Raw genomic sequence first — 19,503 nt, 5'->3', positions numbered from 1 at the left:
TGATTTTAATAAATACGTAACTATATATAATTTTTTTATATTAACAAACGGTTTCTATATTAGAATTTCATTAGAAAAAATTAAGATTTAATAATTTTATTTAAAATAGTGAGTATTTTTGTGTTAGTATTTTTTTTATTAACCAAAACAACAAACTACATGAAGAAGAAAAAGCTACTTCTTAGTATGCTGGGATTACTCTTTTCTTTTGCCGTATTGGCACAAAGCAAAAGGGTTACTGGCAAGGTAACATCATCGGATGATGGTTCGGCATTGCCGGGTGTATCAGTACAGGTAAAAGGTACAACAAAGGGTACACAAACAAATAACGACGGCAATTTTGCGATTGACGTCAACGCCAACGAAACTTTGGTTTTCAGTTTTATTGGTATGCAAACTTCAGAAGTGCCAGTAGGTGGCAAAACTGTAATCAACGTCACATTGGCCAATGATGGCGTACAGTTAGAGCAATTGGTAGTAGTAGGTTACGGTACTCAAAACCGTAAAGATGTGACATCGGCGGTTTCGACTATCAAAGGCGATGCAATCAAATCAATTCCAGCTCAATCATTCGACCAATTACTTTCGGGTAAAGCTGCGGGTGTAAATATCAATATTCCTAATGGTTTATTGAATAACCCTCCAGTTATTCGTGTACGTGGTTTTAACTCAATCACTTCGAGTTCTTATCCATTAATTGTTGTTGATGGAGTAATCGTATTCTCACAAGATGCAGGTTCAGTTGGGCCAGGAGGTATTGCTGCAAACCCATTGTCAGACATCAATCCAAACGATATCGAAACTATCGACATCTTGAAAGATGCAGCGGCTACGGCTATCTATGGTTCACGTGCTGCCAATGGTGTATTGGTAATCACTACTAAAAAAGGTAAAGCAGGTAAAGCAACGATTACGTATGACTCAAACTTCGGTTGGACAAAACCGTACAGAACTTTCGATTTGTTGAATGCTTCAGAATACATCATGATGAAAAACGAAGCTGAGAAAAACAGAGCGACATTGGCAGGCCAAACGTATAGCCCACTTTATTTTGAAAACTTAGACCCGAATGGCAAACCTTATGATACTAACTGGTATGATTATGTTTTCCAAACAGGTTTCCAACAAAGTCATAACATCAACATTTCTGGTGCTACGCCTAAGTCTTCATACTATTTCTCGGGTGGTTATACAAACCAAGAAGGTTTCTTGAAAAAGAATACTTTTGAACGTAAAAATGCTCGTTTGAATATCAGCCACAACGTAACTGAGAAATTGATTTTTGGTGCAAACGTAACTTATAGCTCGTCAGATGCTTTCGCTCCAAACAGTGGTTCATTACAAGGTACAAACTTTAACACAGGTGGTTTGGGTCGTGTGCCTTTAGTTACTGCTCCGAACGTTCCTGCATTCTTGCCAGATGGTTCGTATAATATCAATACTACTGGTGCATTGGCCAATACGCCAGGTAACTTATTGAACAAAGACCGTAGTGGTTTTTATAACCCAGTTGTATTACTCGATTTAGATAAAGCAACAGCTCAAACTGACCGTTTCTTGTCTAATATCTATGCTACTTACAATTTCACTAAAAACTTGTCGTTCCGTACTGATTATGGTATTGATAATCAAACTGTTGATTCACGTACATTCAATAACCCAATTCACGGTGATGGTTTTGCTGCAAAAGGTGTTGCAAGTAACTACCTTTATAAAAGCACACGTTGGACTTGGCAAAATTATGTAAACTACAACCAAAAGTTTGCTGACAAACACACTGTAAGTGCAACGCTTGGTACAGAACAACAATATACAAAACGTAATATGTGGAGTGGTTCACGTCAGACAGTAGCTGACCCATTCTTTGATACTTACGAAGGAAATTACACGGTAAACAACAACCCACCGTTCAACTTCTTTACAGAGAATGGTTTCCAATCATACTTTGGTCGTGTGACTTATGACTTCGCTAAACGTTATTATTTCACAGCAAGTTTACGTCGTGATGGTTTATCGGCATTAGCAGCTGGTAAGAAATTTGGTAACTTCTACGGTGTATCTGCTGGTTGGAACCTTTCAGAAGAAACATTCTTTAAAGATGCTCTCGGTGATAAAATCTCTACTTTGAAATTAAGAACAAGTTATGGTAAAGTAGGTAATGCAGGTATCAGCGATTACGCTTCTTTAAGCTTATATGATTTCAGCAACTACGGTGGTTCGGCTCCAGCTTTGTATTTCTCACAAGCAGGTAACCCTGATTTGAAATGGGAAACAAGTACAAAATTAGATATCGGTTTGAACTTCGGATTCTTGAAAGACAGAATTACTGGTGAGTTGACTTACTACAAAAACAATATCGACGGTTTGATTTTGAACTCTCCATTGTCTCCATCAATGGGTGTACCGGGTAACTCAGTAGCTAAAAACGTTGGTTCAATGTATAATCAAGGTGTTGAATTCTCGATTAGCGGTGCAGTTATCAATAACAAAGCATTCAGATGGAATACAACTTTGAACTTCGCAACTCAGAAAAACGAAGTTACGGCTTTAGCAGAAGGTAACTCAGATATTTTTGGTGTAACTCAGTTAGAGACTGCCAATATCACAAGAGTTGGTTATGCTCTCGGTAGTTTATATGTTGTAGAAACAAGAGGAGTGAACCCAGCAACTGGTCAACGTATCTATGTTAATGGTAAAGGCCAAGAAGTACAATATTCTCATGCGGTTGCTACTGGCAAGAGCCGTTGGACATTCCTTGATGGAACAACTGCACCAGCTATCACGGCTGCTGCTGATTCTAAAATCATGGGTAATACTATTCCTAAATTCTACGGTGGATGGGATAATAACTTTAGCTACAAGAAATTCGACTTGTCAATTAGCTTGATTTACTCGGCAGGATTCTATGTTTATAACGGAACAAAAGCAGGTTTGCATGACCAACGTTTCTGGAACAACGCATCTGATATCTTAGACCGTTGGACAGAAACTAACACGAATGGTTCATGGCCAAGAGTAGTTTATGGTGATAATATTTCTAATGGTTCATCATTCCCAATCTCAAACAACGTTGAGAAAGGTGACTTTATCAAATGCCGTAACATTGCTTTAGGTTATAACTTACCAGCTAATGTTATCAACAAAATCAAGTTGACAAATGCAAGAGTATTTGCTCAAGTTACGAATGCTTTCATGCTTACGAAATACTCTGGTACTGACCCTGAGACATCATCAAATGGTAACTCAAACTTGGCTCCAGGTATCGACCGTAACTCAATTCCTCAAGCAAGAACACTTTCTTGTGGTTTAAGTCTAACATTCTAATTATCGAAATTTAATATTATGAAAAATACAATATATACAAAACTACTCGTCACTGCCCTGTTGGCATTGTCGATAAGTAGCTGTAAGGAAGATTTACTCGACCCAGTTCCGAAAACATCGGTGTCAGATTTGAGTGCTTACGATACGCCTGATAGAATCGAATCATTAGTGAATGGACTTTATCGTGGTGTAAAAAATGGTAACTTCTTGGGTGGTCGTTATTTTATCTATAATGACATCAGAGGTGAAGAGTTTTTGAACCAAACAAACAATGGTGTAACTGGTCTTCAGACTTGGAACTTCACCATCAATGCTTCTTCAAACGAAGTAAACAACCTTTGGTCAAGTGCTTATGCAGCTATCAACAACATGAATTTATTCTTGGATAAAGTTGATGCAGCTCCAGCAAAAATTGCTACTGATAAAGTGGCTAACTACAAAGGAGAAGCTCGTTTCTTGAGAGCATTGAGTTATTTCTCTTTGTTGAATATCTATGCACAGCCATATACTAAAGATAATGGTGCATCGCTTGGTTTACCATTACGTTTGAAAGGCGAAACAGGTGCGGGTAATTCGAATAACTTGAAGCGTTCGACGGTTGCTGAAGTATATGCTCAAATCTTAGATGATTTGAATTTTGCTGAAACTAATTTACCAGCAAGCTATGCTTTGCAAGATTTGAACGTAACGAGAGCTCATAAAAATACTGCTATTGCTTTAAAAGTAAAAGTGTATTTGGCCATGGGTAAATATGCTGAATTAGCAACCGAAGCTGCTAAAATTGTCCCAGCGGCTGCTCCGTTCAAAGCAGCTACGGGTGTAGGACATGAATTGAATGCAAACTTTGCTGCAATCTTTACAAATTACCGTACGCTTGAGTCTATCTTGTCGATGCCAATGGCTACTAACGACGTACCAGGTACTCAAAACCAATTGGCATTCTACTATTTACCTGGCCCAACTGGTGGTGGCGAGTTTTCGTTGAACCCAACAGGAATCTATGGTTCGGCAAGTTTTGCAGATACCGACGACCGTAAGAAACTTACTTCGACGAGTGGTACACGTATTTATTTGACCAAATTCCCAGGTGCTTCTCCTTATATTGACTGGGTGCCAGTGATGCGTTATGCTGAAGTTTTATTGAGTTATGCTGAAGCAAAAGCTCGTTTAGCAACAGGTGTTGATGCTTCTGCGGTAGCATTGTTGAATGCTGTTCGTGGTCGTTCAAAAGGCTCAGTTTTAGCTCCAGCAACTAAAGCTGATTTAATTACAGCTATCTTGACTGAAAGAAGAATTGAGTTTTTGGGTGAAGGTGTACGTTCGTTCGATATTACTCGTACAGGCTCACCATTCCCTGCAAAAGGCCCTGTAAATGCTGTTTCACCAAGCCAGTCGGAGTATGTTTGGCCAATTCCAACAACCGAATTAGCCGTGAATAAAGACTGCGTACAGAATCCTTAATAGGAATTGTAAATAAAATTCGTTTTAAAACGTCGTATGAAGCTCATACGGCGTTTTTTTGTTTTTAAGCGAGTCTTTTTACCTATAATCACAAAAACGTCTTTAGAAATAGTACAAATTAAAGTTTTCAATAATGAAATAAAAAAATAATACTTTTCGCACATTAAACCATTTTGAAAAGATAAAATAATACCATATTATAAAATACTAAGAAACGCATTTAGATAATCAGGAACGCATTTTTTAGATTTTAACAGGCTATAAAAATGTCGTTTTTAGTCTAATCATTTTCTCCTAAAAGAGCCTCCAAAATAGGTGCTATTGACTAAGGGAAGGTTTTGGTGAATCTTAGAAAAGTACAATTTAGGTATTTGTCCGAAAAATCAAAGACTAATCTTGAAGTATTTTATGATTGCTTATCTATACGTACAGAATATTACCTTAGTATTGTCTATTTTTTTTAAAATGATATATATGGAAAAAGTAGTTTTGTCGAAATAATATTATATAATAGTCGTTTTGCATACTAATTTGAAACTTTTTTTAATTGTATTTTTCTAAGAATTTTTGTGCTTATATAGATTTGAGTAAAAGTACTTAATTTTGACATTATGACTCGTATAAAAATTAGGTATTATAAGGTATATGCCAAAATATATTTGGGGTATTGGATAAATTGTGAAATATATGATAAGTATTGTATTTATTTTATAATAAAATTAACTATATTAAGAATGTTCTGAAAAATACTAAATTTATTTCGCCGTTTCTGAAAATTGTTATATGTTTAATTCAAGAAACTACACGAGTACTGTTTTATTCTCTATTTAAAATAAGTATTTTTGTAACAGTTAATTATCATTTAATAACCTAAACTAAAATGTACATGAAGAAGAATCTACTTCTTAGTTTGCTGGGTGTCATCATGTCTTTTGCTGTAATGGCACAAGGCAAGAAGATAACTGGTAAAGTAACGTCATCGGATGATGGCTCAGGATTGCCGGGTGTAACGGTACAAGTAAAAGGTACTTCAAAAGGGTCACAGACTGACATAGAGGGTAATTACTCTATTGAAGCTGCCTCAGGAAGTACATTAGTGTTCAGTTTTGTGGGTATGAACACCCAAGAAGTAAAACTTGGAAGCCAGTCAGTTGTAAACATCTCGTTAGGTGCTGACACAAAACAATTATCTGAAGTTGTTGTAACGGCTATCGGTATCCAACGTGAGAAAAAAGCTTTGGCTTATGCGGTATCTAACGTAAACGCAGAGTCTCTTCAACAACGTTCGGAGCCAGATGCTTTGCGTGCCTTGAATGGTAAAGTACCAGGTGTAAACATTATTTCGGGTGGTGGTGCTCCAGGTCAAGCAACTCGTATCACGATTCGTGGTGCAAACTCATTTACTGGAAATAACCAACCATTATTCGTTGTGGATGGTATTCCTTTCGATAACTCGGTAAATGCTACTGATGGTTTTAACCAAAATACAGTAACTTCGAACCGTGCTTATGATATTGACCCTAACAACGTAGAGTCAATGACTATCTTGAAAGGTGCTGCGGCATCTGCTCTTTATGGTTCACGTGCTGCTAACGGTGTGGTTGTAATCACGACTAAAGCTGGTAGCAAAAATGCTAAGAAAGGTTTAGAAGTAACTTATAACTCTTCATATTCTACTGAAAAAATCTCTACCGTTCCAGATTACCAAAATACATACACTCAAGGTTCTAACCAAACTTACAATGGTGGATTCATCGGTAACTGGGGTTCTGTATTCCCTGCTGAGGTTGACCGTGTTAACCAAGCTTTAGGTTTTGAGCGTTATTCAAAAATTATTGATGGTAATTATGCAGCTGGATTTGTACCAAACCCAATTGTTGGTGTTGCTTATGGTGCGGCTCGTTATAAATCAGCTTTCCCTGAATTATTAGATGCAAACGGAAATGCTGTTCCTTATGAATTGAAGCCTTATGATATTATTGGTGGATTCTTCAAACGTGGTCATGTAATCGAAAATAGCTTTAACATCAGCTCAACTGGCGATAAAACTACTATCAGTGCAGGTGCTTCACGTATGACTAACCAAGGTATCATTCCAAACTCAGGTGCTGACCGTACTACTTTGAACTTCGGTGGAAACGCTACTTTGGCTAATAAATTAAATTTGAGCGGTAACGTTAACTACGTAAGCACCAACCAAAACTCACCACAATCGGGTGCTGGTTATTTTGCTGACTACGGTGGTTTGGCTGCTTCTGGTTCAATCTACTCTCGTTTGTTCTACTTACCACGTAACTTCGATTTGAATGGTCTTCCATTCGAAAACCCAGTAACTGGTGCAAACGTATTCTATCGTGCATTAGACAACCCACTTTGGACAGCTAAATACAATACTTATACAAGTAAGGTAAATCGTGTATTTGGTAACATGGCTTTGACTTATGATGTAGCTCCTTGGTTGAACTTAACAGCTAAAGGTGGTATCAATACGTATGACGAAACTCGTAGAGAGGTTTATCGTCCAGGTGGTAACTCAGTTCCATTAGGTCAGGTTACTCGTCGTGACATTACTAATACAGAATTAGATTTCACTTTCTTAGCATCAGCCAACAAAGATATCAGTGAGAAAATCAACATGCGTTTATTAGCTGGTTTCAATGCTAACCAACGTTACAGAAATATCAGTAGCTTATTAGGACAAACAATCATTGACCCTAACTTGTTGATTTTGGGTGGTACAAACACTCAATTTGCTTCAGAATTCCAAAGCAAACGTCGTCTTTATGGTTTCTTTGCTGAATACGGTGCATCGTATAACAACTATGCTTTCTTGACAGCAACTATCCGTAATGACCACTCTTCTACATTACCAGCTGCTAATAATAGCTATTTCTACCCATCAGTAAGTGGTTCATTCATCTTCACTGAAGCGTTTAAATTACCAACAAATATTTTGAGCTTTGGTAAAATCCGTGCAAACGTTGCGAAAGTTGGTAAAGATGCAGACCCATATCAAGTATTTACTTCATATAACTTTGCAGTACAATACTACAATGCTGCTCCGATTTCTGCTACGAGACTACCATCTACGCTTAGCAACGCTAACTTGAAACCAGAGTTTACTACTGAGTATGAAATTGGTACAGAATTACAATTCTTCAAAAACAGAATTGGTGTTGACCTTGCTTACTTCAATCGTGTTTCAACTGACTTGATTGTAACGGCTCGTATCCCAACATCATCAGGTTTTGACTTCAAAGCAACTAACGCAGGTAAAATCATCAACAGAGGTTGGGAATTAGGCTTGAACTTAGTACCTGTTAAATTAAACAATGGCTTCACTTGGAACTCTTTCATTGCTTACACTCGTCTTCGTTCAGAAGTTGTTGATGCAGGTCCATCAGGTGAGTTATTCTTAGGTGGTACAGGTCTTTCTTCTACTGGTACAATGCACCGCAATGGTTTCCCTTATGGTATGATTTACGGTTCACGTAATGCTCGTGACGACCAAGGTAATGTATTGATTAGCCCAACTACTGGTTTACCATTACAAGAGCCAACGTCACAAATCTTAGCAAACCCTGCTCCTAAATTTACTGTTGGTTGGACAAACACATTTAGCTTCAAAGGATTTAACTTGTCAGTATTGATGGATTACCGTGCTGGTGGAAGTATGTTCTCAGCAACTGCTGCTTCATTATTATTGAGAGGTCAATTGAAATTCTCTGAAGACCGTGAAGGTATGCGTGTAATTCCAGGTATCTTAGGTGACCCTCAAACATACAAACCATTGTTGGATGAGTCAGGTAAAACTATTAAGAACACAATTCCAATGACTGCGTTCCAATCGCACTTCTCAAACGGATACGGTGCTTATGGTGCTGACGAAACTAACATCTATGATATTACAACCATTCGTTTGCGTGAAGTTTCATTAGGATACAACGTTCCTAAAGCTTTCTTGAAGAAAACATTACCATTTATTGGTGGCTTGAGAGTTTCGTTATCAGGAAGAAACTTGTGGTTTAAATCTCCAAACATGTTGACAGGCTTGAACTTCGACCCAGAAGTATTGTCAAACTTTGCTGATTCAAACATCCAAGGTTTCGACTTAGGTGCAGCTCCATCAACTCGTCGTTTTGGTGCTAACTTATCAGTATCGTTCTAATTTATTTGGGCTTTTAGATATAAGTAAAGCGTTTAGTTAGAAATGATATAAGCCAAATTTAATAATATAGTTAGGCTTGAAGAGATAATTGTTTTTATGACTAATAGCTAATTGCTAACAACTAACAGCTAATAAGCTAACCAAAAATCGTAAATAGAAATGAAATTAAAATACATATCGAAGATAGCACTTACTACAGGCTTAATCAGTTTGTTGAGTGCTTGTGATTTAACAGATTTGGACATCAATAAAGACCCGAACAGTCCAACAGTAGCATCGGCAAAGCTTTTATTACCAACTGCTGAAAGTGCAGTAGTAAATGCTATTACTGCTGTGAATGATAATGCTATGGGTTTTGCAGGATTATTGAGTAGTTCTGATAATTTTGACCTAAACAACCAATCATATAACGGTACTTGGAATAGCTTTTACCGCAATATGAATAACGTTGAGGCTATCATCAATGCAAGTGCAAATAGCCCACACTATTTGGGTGTAGCACAAGCGATGAAAGCTTTTGCAATGGGTAATTTTGTTGATACTTTCGGCGACTGCCCTTATTCAGAAGCATGGAAAGGAAATGCAGAGAATGCAATTACAACTCCTAAATTTGATAAAGACTCAGATATTTATGAGGCTTTGATTAAATTATGTGATGAGGCAGTAGCTAATCTTTCTAAAACTACTGCTGACCCATTAGCGGCATCTGCTGACTTTATGTACGGTGGTTCGGCTGCAAAATGGATTAGATTTGCAAAATCGGTTAAGATTAAATTATTATTGAACGCAAGAAAAGGACGTACAAACGGTAATGCTGAATTAGCTGCTGCCATTGCTGCTGGTGGTTATATTACGGCTCCTGCTGACGACTTTACTTATAACTTCAGTACTGCGTCTTCTCCAGAAGGTCGTCATCCTTGGTTCCAATCAGCTTATTTAGCTGATAACGGTTTTGCTTATCCAGCACACCAATTAATGGAAGAGATGATTTTCAACAAAGACCCTCGTTTGGATTATTATTTCTACCGTCAGACAGAAACGATTCTTGACCCAAGTAACCCAACTGATAGAGGTACAATTCCTTACGGTGGTACTTACTTGGTGCGTAAACCATCTTTCTTAGCAAAATGGGCTACTGTATTCGGTTCTGCTCCAAGTGCTGCTGATTTGAAATACATTGCGGGTTTCTTTGGTCGTGACAGAGGAGATAACACGGGTGTGCCACAAGATGGTGCGTTGCGTACAGCTCCTGGTTGTTATCCTGCTGGTGGTCTTTTTGGTGGCCGTAACGTGACTCCAAGAGCATTGACAGGTGGTAGAGGTTCAGGTAATGGTATTTGGCCATTGCTTACAAGCAATAACATGAAGTATTATCAAATCGAAGCTATCTTAGATGGTGGTGCTGCTGGTGATGCTAAAGCTATTTTTGAAGCTGCTATTAGAGAGCATATCGCTCGTGTAGTTGCTCTCGGTGCTAAAGTTGATGCAGCTAATGCTGTTGCTCCTACTGCAGCTTATATCAATGATTATGTAGCGGCTCAATTGAAATTGTATGATGCAGCTCCGTCAAATACTGCAAAATTAAACGTTGTAGCGAAACAGTTATGGTTCTCATCTTGGGGACAAGGTATGGAAATCTGGAACTCAATGCGTCGTACTGGTTTCCCTTCACAAGTTAATAATCCAATTATTAAGCCACCAAGACAGTATGCATTGCGTTTACCTTATCCTTCACAAGAAGGTACTTTGAACTCAAATGCAACTCCAAAATTAACTGAAGTTATCTTTGACAGAGACCCTGTATTCTGGGATAAAGTTAAACTCAAATGGGAATTCTAAAATAGATGTGAGGTATTAGATATGAGACAAAATACCAAGCGTATGAATGTCTCATATCTTAAATCAAAATCTCATTAAAAACTTTAAAACGGTACTTAAAATGAAAAAAATATTAAGTTTGACAATAGTTAGTGCTCTACTATTTGCAATCAGTGCATGTAGAGATGAATCATTGAACCCATTACCAACATTCTTACCGGGTGTACACGCATTTACGGTATTTGATGGTATCGCTTTCAACGGAAATTTGCTCGCAAGACCTCAACCTTATGAAGTTGACAACGCAAAAACTTTCCCAAAAGCAGCTCAAAATTCAGCAAAAATTGATTTCAAAACTCGTTGGGTTTCTTTAGATAATAAATTGACTGTAAACAAAATCGAAATCTACGTAAGAATGTTGGAGTCATACAATGACCCAGATGGCAACCCTAAAGTTGCTGATTTGAGCGGAAATGGTAAAGGTAAATTGATTGCGACAATCTCTGCACCTGCAGCTAACCGTCAATGGAATGCGTTCAGCATTACGCCTCAACAAATTTATGATGCTTACAAAACAGCTACTGTGAAGTATGACAAAGTAAATTCGGTAAACGTATTTAGCAACCCTGCACGACCTCGTCCAACAAATGCTTGGTTGAGACCAGCAGAAACGGCTACTTATGGTGCTGTTGCTTCTGATTCATTTGTTTTAACGTGGATTCTTTACACAACAGATGGTCAAGTATTTAATACTTGGAATCCAGATTCAATTTGTGCTGACCCAACTTCAGTTTCTGAAGCTAACTCTAACTGCCAATTAGCATTTAGTGTTAAATAATTGGATTTGATTACAAATTGTATAATTTTGAAAGAGCAGACTACTACAATGGTCTGCTCTTTCGTTTAAATATTTATGAGAAATTTTCGATATACTTTTTTTGTGGTAGGAATATTATATTCCGTGCTTGTTGATGCCCAAAAAGCGATAGAAGTTAACTTTCATGAGCATATAGCTCCCATTATCCACAAAAATTGCACACCTTGCCACCAGCCCAACAAATCTGGGCCATTTAATTTGATAACCTACGAAGACGTTGTGAAACGAGCCAAATTTATTGGTAAGGTAACCGAAACTCGTTATATGCCACCGTTTCCCGCAGACCGTAAATTTCAAGCTTACCTAAACGAGCGAGGACTGACAGTAGGCGAAATAACCAAAATAAAACTTTGGATTGAAGGTGGAATGAAAGAGGGTATTTTGAAGTCAACAGATAATAGACAACAGTCAATAGAATCAGAGTTAGTAAAACCTGATTTGGTTTTGAAAATGAATAAACCATACCCAATTTCGGGAGAGAATTTAGAAGATTTTCGATTTTTTAGTTTGCCAAGTAAAACACCGAGAGACGAATATATTACAGCTATCGGATTTACGGCAGGAAATAAAAAAGTGGTTCATCATAGCCGATTGATGGTTGATACAACCAACAATATCAGAGGCATAGATGGTTTATCAGAAACTGACCCAAAAGTTTATGAGTTTCAAAAGACCGCTTTAAAAGAAGAGTTTCTGTATGGATGGGTACCAGGAAATGACAAAATCAATTTCCCGAAAGGTACTGGGGTAAAACTGAATGCAAACGCCGATTTTCTGCTGAATATGCACTATGCACCTTCGCCTGTACCTGACACCGACCAATCGGAGATTCAACTGTATTTTGCTAAAGATAAAATCGAACGTGAGGTAAGGAATTTTACATTACGTGAAAATGATATTTCAAACAAACCATTTTTGATAAAAGCAGGACAAAAAGCCACTTTCTTTATCTCGAAAAAGATTGATAAATCAATGTCGTTGATTTCGGTGCTTCCGCACATGCACTTAATAGGCAAAACATTCCGAGCATTTGTGATTACGCCCGACGGAGAGGTGGTAAACTTAGTAAAGATTGATAGTTGGGACTTTAATTGGCAAATGACTTATCAGTTTAAGAAGTTACTGAAAATTCCCGCAGGCTCAACATTTATAGTTGAAGGTACGTACGATAATACTGCCGAAAATCCCGAAAATCCTTATAACCCACCACGAGATATTGGCTACGGTTGGGGAACAAAAGATGAAATGTTTAATTTAGTTTTATATTACCTTGATTATAAAGAAGGCGATGAAAACATAGAACAAAAATAGCCCTTAGAGCATACAGCCGACTGGTTCTACATACTTAACCTTAACAGTTTGATTATTCTTGAATGCGTTTATAGCATCTAATAAATAAAATTCTGTTGGTACTGCACGGTTTCTACCAAGACCATAAAACCAATTATCAATAGCCCCGTGATATAGTGTTTTACGCTTATTATCCAGCAGAAAAACTTCGGGAGAATAATTGGCTTTCAGTTTTTTGAGTAGCTTTCTGTTTGGGTCATAAATGATTGGCAAATCAAACTTATATTCTTCTCTAAACTCTGACAATGATTTTGCTTCAAGTACCTTAAAAGGATAAATAACGTATAATTCAATTCCTTCTTTATTGTATTTCTTCTCCATTTCAGTCAAATTTTTTGTGTATTTCTGACAAATGGGACACTCGGGGTCGAAGAAAACAATTATTGAAGCCTTGTTTTGTTTCAAACTTTTAAAGTCAAATACCTGACCTTTATCAGTATAAAGTTTTTGTGAAAAGACGGTAAATGAGAAGCAAAGCAAAACTAAAGTTAAGTTTATAGCTCTACATAGATGGATATTGTTGGCATAATATCCGTAGTGGGCTACTTGCCAACAATATTTTAACGACTGAATTGGTCTCATTTCAATTCACTTGCTTTAATTTCTTTTGTCCAAAGTTCTTTTCCATCCTTATCCAACACATTGATTTTCAGAACTCGGTCATTTCTTTTTCCAGAAACTTCCAATAGACCATAATTGTGCTTGGTCACGCTTGTACCTTCCACATAGGGTGTATCTTTTTCTTCTTTTACTGGCCCTGATGGTCCAGATGTTAGTGCTGAAACCGTCAAATCATAAAGCGGATAAGTACCTGCACGCTCGGTTTTGCAGAGGGCTGTCCAGTGGCGGTCGCCGCTAATAAATATCACACCTGGGATTTTTTCTTTCGTAATTAAATCAAAGAACTGATTACGCTCTTCTTCGTAGTTAGCATAGTTTTCAAAAATCTTGGCAGGATTGCCAACTTGCCCACCCACAACGACAAATTTGAATGGTGCATTTGAGAACTTCATCGCATCAATCAACCATTGCATTTGTTTTTGACCAAAATAATCTCTCGAACCAGTCGTACGGTCGTTTGGCGTTCGCCACCAACGGTCGTCAACCAAGAAAAACTGACAGTCAGCCCACTGAAAAGAGCCTGTAACTCCTTCATTATCAAAAGCATAATTCAGATTTCCCCAAAAAAGTTTGAAGGCATCGAGCGTTTGTTGCTTACTCACAAAACCCCTGTCAGAGTCATTTGGGCCAAAATCGTGGTCGTCCCAAATGGCGTAGTTATGTACATTTGCCAAAAGTGGTTGCATTTCTGGCAACGAGCGAGTGTGGGTATATCGGTGTAAAATACCTGTTTTGGTATTCCAATCTGCTTCTCTCAAGTAAAGATTATCTCCACCCCAAACCATAAAATCGGGTTTCGATTTGTAAATGCTCGTAAAAATCTCGTATTCTGAGCCATACGGTTTTCCAGGGCGGTCATAAGCTTCTTCGTTTACATAAGCACAACTTCCAACCGCAAATTTGAATGCTGGTGGGTCGGTTCGCCATTGCCAAAGGGTTTGCGTTTGGAATTCAAGCGGATAGCTAAAATTCACTTTCTTTTTATCGACATAAACCTCATAAGCGTATTTTTTGCCCGGTAAAACCTTATCAGCAATCAATTTTGCTACAAAAACATCGGTTTTATTGGTTTTGACTTCATCGGTTGAAAACTTTACGGCTGGATTTTCTTTATCCCAATAAATAAACTTTACGCTGGCTTCTTTTTGAGTTTGAACCCAAAGCAACACTTCTTTCATTTCCGAGTAACCAAGCATTGGGCCTGACTGGATTTGAGCGAAAGAAGAAATTGACAGAATAAATGTAGATAAAACTAAAAGGAAGATTTTTCTCATGCTGATGGTTGGTTAATTTTTAGCACACTTCAATAAACAAGGAGTGTAACAACAATTCAAATTTACACGATTATTTCAAAAGCCTGTATTAATGTTTTGTAAAACTTCCAATTTATAGCTTCATTCGTATATCCTTTATTCTTTACTTTTCCATTTCAAAGATTAGGCGTACTTTTGTAGAAACATTTATCAAATTTTAAAATGGAAATCAAAGGAAGACTTATTCACGTATTAGCTGTGCAATCAGGCGAAGGCAAAAATGGACCTTGGAAAAAACAAGATTTTGTAATAGAAACAGACGGACAATACCCAAAGAAAGTATGTCTTACGATTTGGGGAGATAAATTTAATGAAACATTTTTGACAATCGGAAACGAACTTTTAGTGTCATTCGATGCTGAAAGTCGTGAATATAATGGTCGTTGGTTTACAGACTTAAAAGCTTGGAAAATTGAGTTGGCAGGAAGCGGAGAAGAATCTGCCCCAGCTCCAGCACCATATAGAGCAGCTGCTCCTGCTCAACCAACTTCGGTAGCTTCAGAGTTTGCTGTTTCTGCTGAAGGTGATAAAGACGATTTACCGTTTTAACCTTCGACTTCGCTCAGGTAACGGTAGTTTTTTTTAATTAAAAAATTCAATGCTTCTGTTGAGTGATTTATTCTATCATTCACTCACTCAATCAATCATTGAAAATTAGATTTAGTATGTTTTCAATACAAAATATTGGCGTTGAAGCCTTAGCCGAGCAATTCGGAACACCAGTTTATGTCTATGATGGGCATAAAATCGAAGAGCAAATTGCAAAGATGCGTACTGCGTTTGCAGGAACAAACCTTAAAATAAAATATGCTTGTAAGGCACTGACCAACGTTAGTATCATGAAATTGATGCGTAAAAATGGCGTTGACATTGATGTGGTTTCGATGCAAGAAGCTCATTTGGCTATTTTGGCAGGTTATGAGCCACATCAGATTCAGTACACACCAAGTGGAGTGGCTTTTTCGGAAGTGCAAGAAGCCGTTGAAATGGGGCTACGAATGAATCTTGATTCATTGCCATTGCTCGAAAAATTTGGTCAAACTTACGGCAATTGTTTCCCGATTTGTTTGCGAATCAATCCTCATATCATGGCAGGTGGAACACTCAAGATTTCGACAGGACATAAAGATTCTAAATTTGGTATTTCGATTGAGCAAGCTGAAGAAATCAACGCTATTGTGCAGAAATATGACCTCAATGTGGTGGGTTTGCACCAACATACAGGTTCTGATTTCAAAAATGCCAACGTAATCATTGAAGCCGCCGAAAAGCTTTTCGACCTAACTTTTAAGTATTTTCCAAATATTCAGTTCATAGATTTAGGTTCGGGTTTCAAGGTAGCTTACAAAGAAGACGACCACGTGACTGATATGGAGAAACTGGGCAAAGAAGTGGTGAAAGTTTTCAATAATTTCTGTCAGAAATTTGGACGTGAAGTTGAACTTTGGTTTGAGCCAGGCAAGTTTTTGGTAAGCGAAAGTGGATACTTATTAGTAAGAGCCAATGTGGTGAAGCATAACCCTGCTCGTAATTTTATTGGCGTAGATTCGGGTTTAAATCACCTAATTCGCCCGATGATGTATGATGCTTACCACAAAATTATCAACGGTTCAAATCTTGATGGTGAAGAGAAAGAAATGTATGATATTGTGGGCTATATCTGCGAAACTGATACTTTTGGTAAAGACCGATTGCTACCAAAAACCAAAGAAGGCGATATAATGGTGATTAAAAATGCTGGTGCTTACGGGTTTTCAATGGCATCAAATTATAATTCACGTTTTCGCCCAGCCGAAGTTTTGATTTATAATGGACAAACGCACCTTATCCGTCAACGTGAAACAATGGAGGATATTCTGAAAAACCAAGTGGTGATTGATTTGTAAATTTCTTATATTTGACTAAAAATCAGAAAATCATGGAACTATTGGCAAGTATTGAGACTAAAAATCTGCAAGATTGGGACTTAGTTCAAATTATAAATGGGGAAGAAATTATGTCGCCAAGTCCTATTTCAAGACACCAAATTATTTTATCAGAACTGAATGATATTTTTAAAGCATTCGCAAAGAAAAACAAGCTTGGTAAAATTCTAATTTCACCTCTCGATGTAATTTTTGAAGAAGGCATAAACCGAGTTCAACCAGATTTGATTTATATTTCTGACGAAAACAAAGGTATCATAAAAGATTGGATTCGTGGAGTGCCAGATTTATTGGTTGAGGTAGTTTCAAAAGGCTCATTCTATATTGATACTGTTGATAAAAAAGAAATTTATCAGAAATACGGTGTAAAAGAATATTGGATAGTTTTTCCAGAATATGATACAATTGAGGTTTTTTCATTGGAAAATGATGGATACAAGATTTTCTCAAAAGGAACAGATGATGAAATCGTAAAATCAAAATTACTTGAAGGACTTGAAGTGAAGGTAAGCGATATTACAGCATAATTTCAAAGACAATATAAATTTTCTTTAGTGCCACTTCCTAATCAGAAGTGGCACTTTTTATTTAAGAAATTACACCAAATACAACCTTTAAGCCTTTTTTTCGTATTAGTTTAAATTCTCTAAACTATATACGCTATGAAAAAACTTCTTCTATTTTTCGCAATTTACTTATTCAATTACTTACTTGTGCAGGCACAACATTCGGAAATGCACCCAGAAAAAGTGGTAGTGCCTGTTAATTCTACGTTTCCGCTAAATCCAACGCCAGGGACGATGTTTTTTGATAATACTGATAATTTGATGAAGTATTGGAATGGCTCTGCTTGGATTAGTATTACAACATCATCAAGTACGCCTACAATAGTTTTTAATATAACTAATCAAGGCTTTTCAAGTTATCTTATCGGTGCTACTACTGACTATGTTTCGGGTAATAATGCTAACCCAACACTTACTTTATATAGAGGTTTTACTTACGTTTTTAATGTGCAGGTTTCTGGACATCCGTTTCGTATTACAGCTTCAAACGCAGGTCTTGGAAGTCCTTTTACAACTGGTATTACCAATCAAGATGCCCAAAATAGTCAGTTGATTTTTAAAGTGCCGATGGATGCCCCAAGTACACTTTATTATATGTGTATGTTTCATTTTTCGACCATGAAAGGCACAATAAATATTATGTGATAAGTCATTGTTAGAGAGAGTAATTTTTTGTTTTTTTGCATGGATTCTGCTCAAAATTGTTAAACTTTTGAGCATTAAATTTAATGCAACAAAATCTCGTCACTATGACTCCTTCTCAACAAACCTTCAAGCATTCAAGCAAAAAAGATGAATTTGAATCGCCCGATTTTTATCAGATAGATGATTTATTTACTGAAGAGCAACTTATGATTCGCTCGGCAGTACGTGATTTCGTGAAAAAAGAAATTTCACCTATCATCGAAGATGCTGCACAACGCTGTGAATTTCCTGAGTTTATCGTTAAAAAAATGGGTGATATGGGTGTTTTCGGGCCGACGATTCCGCTGGAATATGGCGGGCAAAGCCTCGATTATATTTCGTATGGCTTAATGATGCAGGAAATTGAAAGAGGAGATTCGGGAATGCGTTCAACGGCCTCGGTGCAAGGCTCACTCGTAATGTTTCCGATTTATAAATATGGTAGCGAAGAGCAAAAAATGAAGTTTTTGCCAAAATTGAGTAGTGGAGAATATTTAGGCTGTTTTGGATTGACCGAACCAGATTTTGGCTCAAATCCAAGTGGCATGACGACCAATTTCAAAGAAGATGGCGACCACGTGATTCTGAATGGCTCAAAAATGTGGATTTCAAATTCCCCAAAAGCCGATGTGGCGGTAGTTTGGGCAAAAAATGAGCAAGGTCGCATCAAAGGAATTATAGTTGAGCGAGGAATGGAAGGTTTTTCAACACCCGAAATTCACGGAAAATGGTCGTTGCGTGCGAGCATCACAGGAGAATTAGTTTTTGATAATGTGCGAGTACCAAAATCGAATATTTTGCCCGAAGCCGATGGGCTAAAAGCACCGATGTCGTGCCTTGATAATGCCCGTTATGGCATTGCGTGGGGAGCTTTAGGAGCAGCAATGGACTGCTACGAGTCGGCACGCAGATATGCAATGGAGCGTATTCAGTTCGATAAACCAATTGCCTCATTTCAGTTAGTCCAAAAGAAATTGGCCGAAATGCTCACCGAAATCACCAAAGCACAATTAGTTTGCTGGCGATTGGGCAATCTGAAAAATGCAGGAAAAGCAACAACCGCACAAATTTCGCTCGCAAAAAGAAACAATGTGGCTATGGCCTTAGATATTGCTCGTGAAGCACGCCAAATTCACGGCGGAATGGGCATTACGGGTGAGTATTCAATCATGCGTCATCAAATGAATCTCGAATCGGTTGTAACCTACGAAGGCACACACGATATTCATTTATTGATTTTGGGTCATGCAATTACTGGGATTGCGGCTTTTAAATAATAGTAGAACGATTTTCTAAATTGTTCGTATTAATGCTCAGGACAATTTGGAAAATTGTCCTACTATTCAGTAAAAATCCTTACTTTTGCAGAAAAATTAGTGGGCTTAATAAAGTTGCT

The 19,503-nt window shown here is 37.5% G+C and carries 13 protein-coding genes; 11 read left to right on the top strand and 2 right to left on the bottom strand.

Going from position 1 to position 19,503, the window contains the following annotated elements:
- The first annotated feature begins 159 nt into the window (after positions 1 to 159).
- From IEX65_RS20490 to IEX65_RS20465, 6 genes are all read left to right on the top strand, one after another.
- Positions 160 to 3,324, top strand: coding sequence for a SusC/RagA family TonB-linked outer membrane protein (locus IEX65_RS20490; RefSeq protein ID WP_188768861.1), 3,165 nt, complete (start codon positions 160 to 162; stop codon positions 3,322 to 3,324).
- Between the two features lie 18 nt (positions 3,325 to 3,342).
- Positions 3,343 to 4,785: a RagB/SusD family nutrient uptake outer membrane protein gene (locus IEX65_RS20485; protein ID WP_188768859.1), complete on the top strand. Its 1,443-nt coding sequence runs from the start codon at positions 3,343 to 3,345 to the stop codon at positions 4,783 to 4,785.
- Between the two features lie 886 nt (positions 4,786 to 5,671).
- Positions 5,672 to 8,953, top strand: a complete 3,282-nt coding sequence (locus tag IEX65_RS20480; RefSeq protein WP_188768857.1) for a SusC/RagA family TonB-linked outer membrane protein — start codon at positions 5,672 to 5,674, stop codon at positions 8,951 to 8,953.
- Positions 8,954 to 9,112: 159 nt separating this feature from the next.
- Positions 9,113 to 10,792: a SusD/RagB family nutrient-binding outer membrane lipoprotein gene (locus tag IEX65_RS20475; protein ID WP_188768855.1), complete on the top strand. Its 1,680-nt coding sequence runs from the start codon at positions 9,113 to 9,115 to the stop codon at positions 10,790 to 10,792.
- A gap of 100 nt (positions 10,793 to 10,892) precedes the next feature.
- Entirely contained in the window at positions 10,893 to 11,609 is a 717-nt protein-coding gene (locus IEX65_RS20470) for a hypothetical protein (protein ID WP_188768853.1), read from the top strand.
- 75 nt (positions 11,610 to 11,684) lie between these two features.
- A complete protein-coding gene (locus IEX65_RS20465) occupies positions 11,685 to 12,959 on the top strand; it encodes a monooxygenase (RefSeq protein WP_188768851.1) in 1,275 nt (424 codons plus the stop codon).
- 3 nt (positions 12,960 to 12,962) lie between these two features.
- On the opposite strand, the gene IEX65_RS20460 is transcribed toward IEX65_RS20465, so the two are convergent.
- Both IEX65_RS20460 and IEX65_RS20455 read right to left on the bottom strand, forming a co-directional pair.
- A complete protein-coding gene (locus IEX65_RS20460) occupies positions 12,963 to 13,580 on the bottom strand; it encodes a redoxin domain-containing protein (protein ID WP_188768850.1) in 618 nt (205 codons plus the stop codon).
- Positions 13,577 to 14,893 (bottom strand): alkaline phosphatase D family protein, encoded by a 1,317-nt coding sequence (locus tag IEX65_RS20455; protein WP_188768847.1) that lies wholly within the window; start codon positions 14,891 to 14,893, stop codon positions 13,577 to 13,579. Before IEX65_RS20455 ends, IEX65_RS20460 begins: the two co-directional genes overlap by 4 nt.
- 201 nt (positions 14,894 to 15,094) lie before the next feature.
- Between IEX65_RS20455 and IEX65_RS20450 the strand changes: the two genes are divergently transcribed.
- From IEX65_RS20450 to IEX65_RS20430, 5 genes are all read left to right on the top strand, one after another.
- Positions 15,095 to 15,481: a DUF3127 domain-containing protein gene (locus IEX65_RS20450; RefSeq protein ID WP_188768846.1), complete on the top strand. Its 387-nt coding sequence runs from the start codon at positions 15,095 to 15,097 to the stop codon at positions 15,479 to 15,481.
- Positions 15,482 to 15,597: 116 nt separating this feature from the next.
- A complete protein-coding gene (lysA, locus tag IEX65_RS20445; protein ID WP_188768845.1) occupies positions 15,598 to 16,818 on the top strand; it encodes a diaminopimelate decarboxylase in 1,221 nt (406 codons plus the stop codon).
- A gap of 32 nt (positions 16,819 to 16,850) precedes the next feature.
- Entirely contained in the window at positions 16,851 to 17,384 is a 534-nt protein-coding gene (locus IEX65_RS20440; RefSeq protein ID WP_188768844.1) for a Uma2 family endonuclease, read from the top strand.
- 135 nt (positions 17,385 to 17,519) lie between these two features.
- On the top strand, positions 17,520 to 18,068 hold the full coding sequence (locus IEX65_RS20435) for a hypothetical protein (protein ID WP_188768843.1): 549 nt from the start codon (positions 17,520 to 17,522) through the stop codon (positions 18,066 to 18,068).
- A gap of 104 nt (positions 18,069 to 18,172) precedes the next feature.
- Positions 18,173 to 19,384, top strand: coding sequence for an acyl-CoA dehydrogenase family protein (locus IEX65_RS20430; protein WP_188768842.1), 1,212 nt, complete (start codon positions 18,173 to 18,175; stop codon positions 19,382 to 19,384).
- Positions 19,385 to 19,503: the final 119 nt, after the last annotated feature.

Source organism: Emticicia aquatilis (assembly GCF_014644295.1).
In the GTDB taxonomy this organism is placed as follows: Bacteria; Bacteroidota; Bacteroidia; order Cytophagales; family Spirosomataceae; genus Emticicia; species Emticicia aquatilis.
Note: the sequence above shows the minus strand (reverse complement) of the source record. Positions and strands in the feature narration are given on the sequence as shown.

Coding starts and splice junctions, on each gene's coding strand:
- IEX65_RS20475 (WP_188768855.1), top strand. CDS start 9,113: ATGAAATTAAAATACATATCGAAGATAGCACTTACTACAGGCTTAATC.
- IEX65_RS20490 (WP_188768861.1), top strand. CDS start 160: ATGAAGAAGAAAAAGCTACTTCTTAGTATGCTGGGATTACTCTTTTCT.
- IEX65_RS20435 (WP_188768843.1), top strand. CDS start 17,520: ATGAAAAAACTTCTTCTATTTTTCGCAATTTACTTATTCAATTACTTA.
- IEX65_RS20440 (WP_188768844.1), top strand. CDS start 16,851: ATGGAACTATTGGCAAGTATTGAGACTAAAAATCTGCAAGATTGGGAC.
- IEX65_RS20470 (WP_188768853.1), top strand. CDS start 10,893: ATGAAAAAAATATTAAGTTTGACAATAGTTAGTGCTCTACTATTTGCA.
- IEX65_RS20480 (WP_188768857.1), top strand. CDS start 5,672: ATGAAGAAGAATCTACTTCTTAGTTTGCTGGGTGTCATCATGTCTTTT.
- IEX65_RS20430 (WP_188768842.1), top strand. CDS start 18,173: ATGACTCCTTCTCAACAAACCTTCAAGCATTCAAGCAAAAAAGATGAA.
- IEX65_RS20465 (WP_188768851.1), top strand. CDS start 11,685: ATGAGAAATTTTCGATATACTTTTTTTGTGGTAGGAATATTATATTCC.
- lysA (WP_188768845.1), top strand. CDS start 15,598: ATGTTTTCAATACAAAATATTGGCGTTGAAGCCTTAGCCGAGCAATTC.
- IEX65_RS20485 (WP_188768859.1), top strand. CDS start 3,343: ATGAAAAATACAATATATACAAAACTACTCGTCACTGCCCTGTTGGCA.
- IEX65_RS20450 (WP_188768846.1), top strand. CDS start 15,095: ATGGAAATCAAAGGAAGACTTATTCACGTATTAGCTGTGCAATCAGGC.
- IEX65_RS20460 (WP_188768850.1), bottom strand. CDS start 13,580: ATGAGACCAATTCAGTCGTTAAAATATTGTTGGCAAGTAGCCCACTAC.
- IEX65_RS20455 (WP_188768847.1), bottom strand. CDS start 14,893: ATGAGAAAAATCTTCCTTTTAGTTTTATCTACATTTATTCTGTCAATT.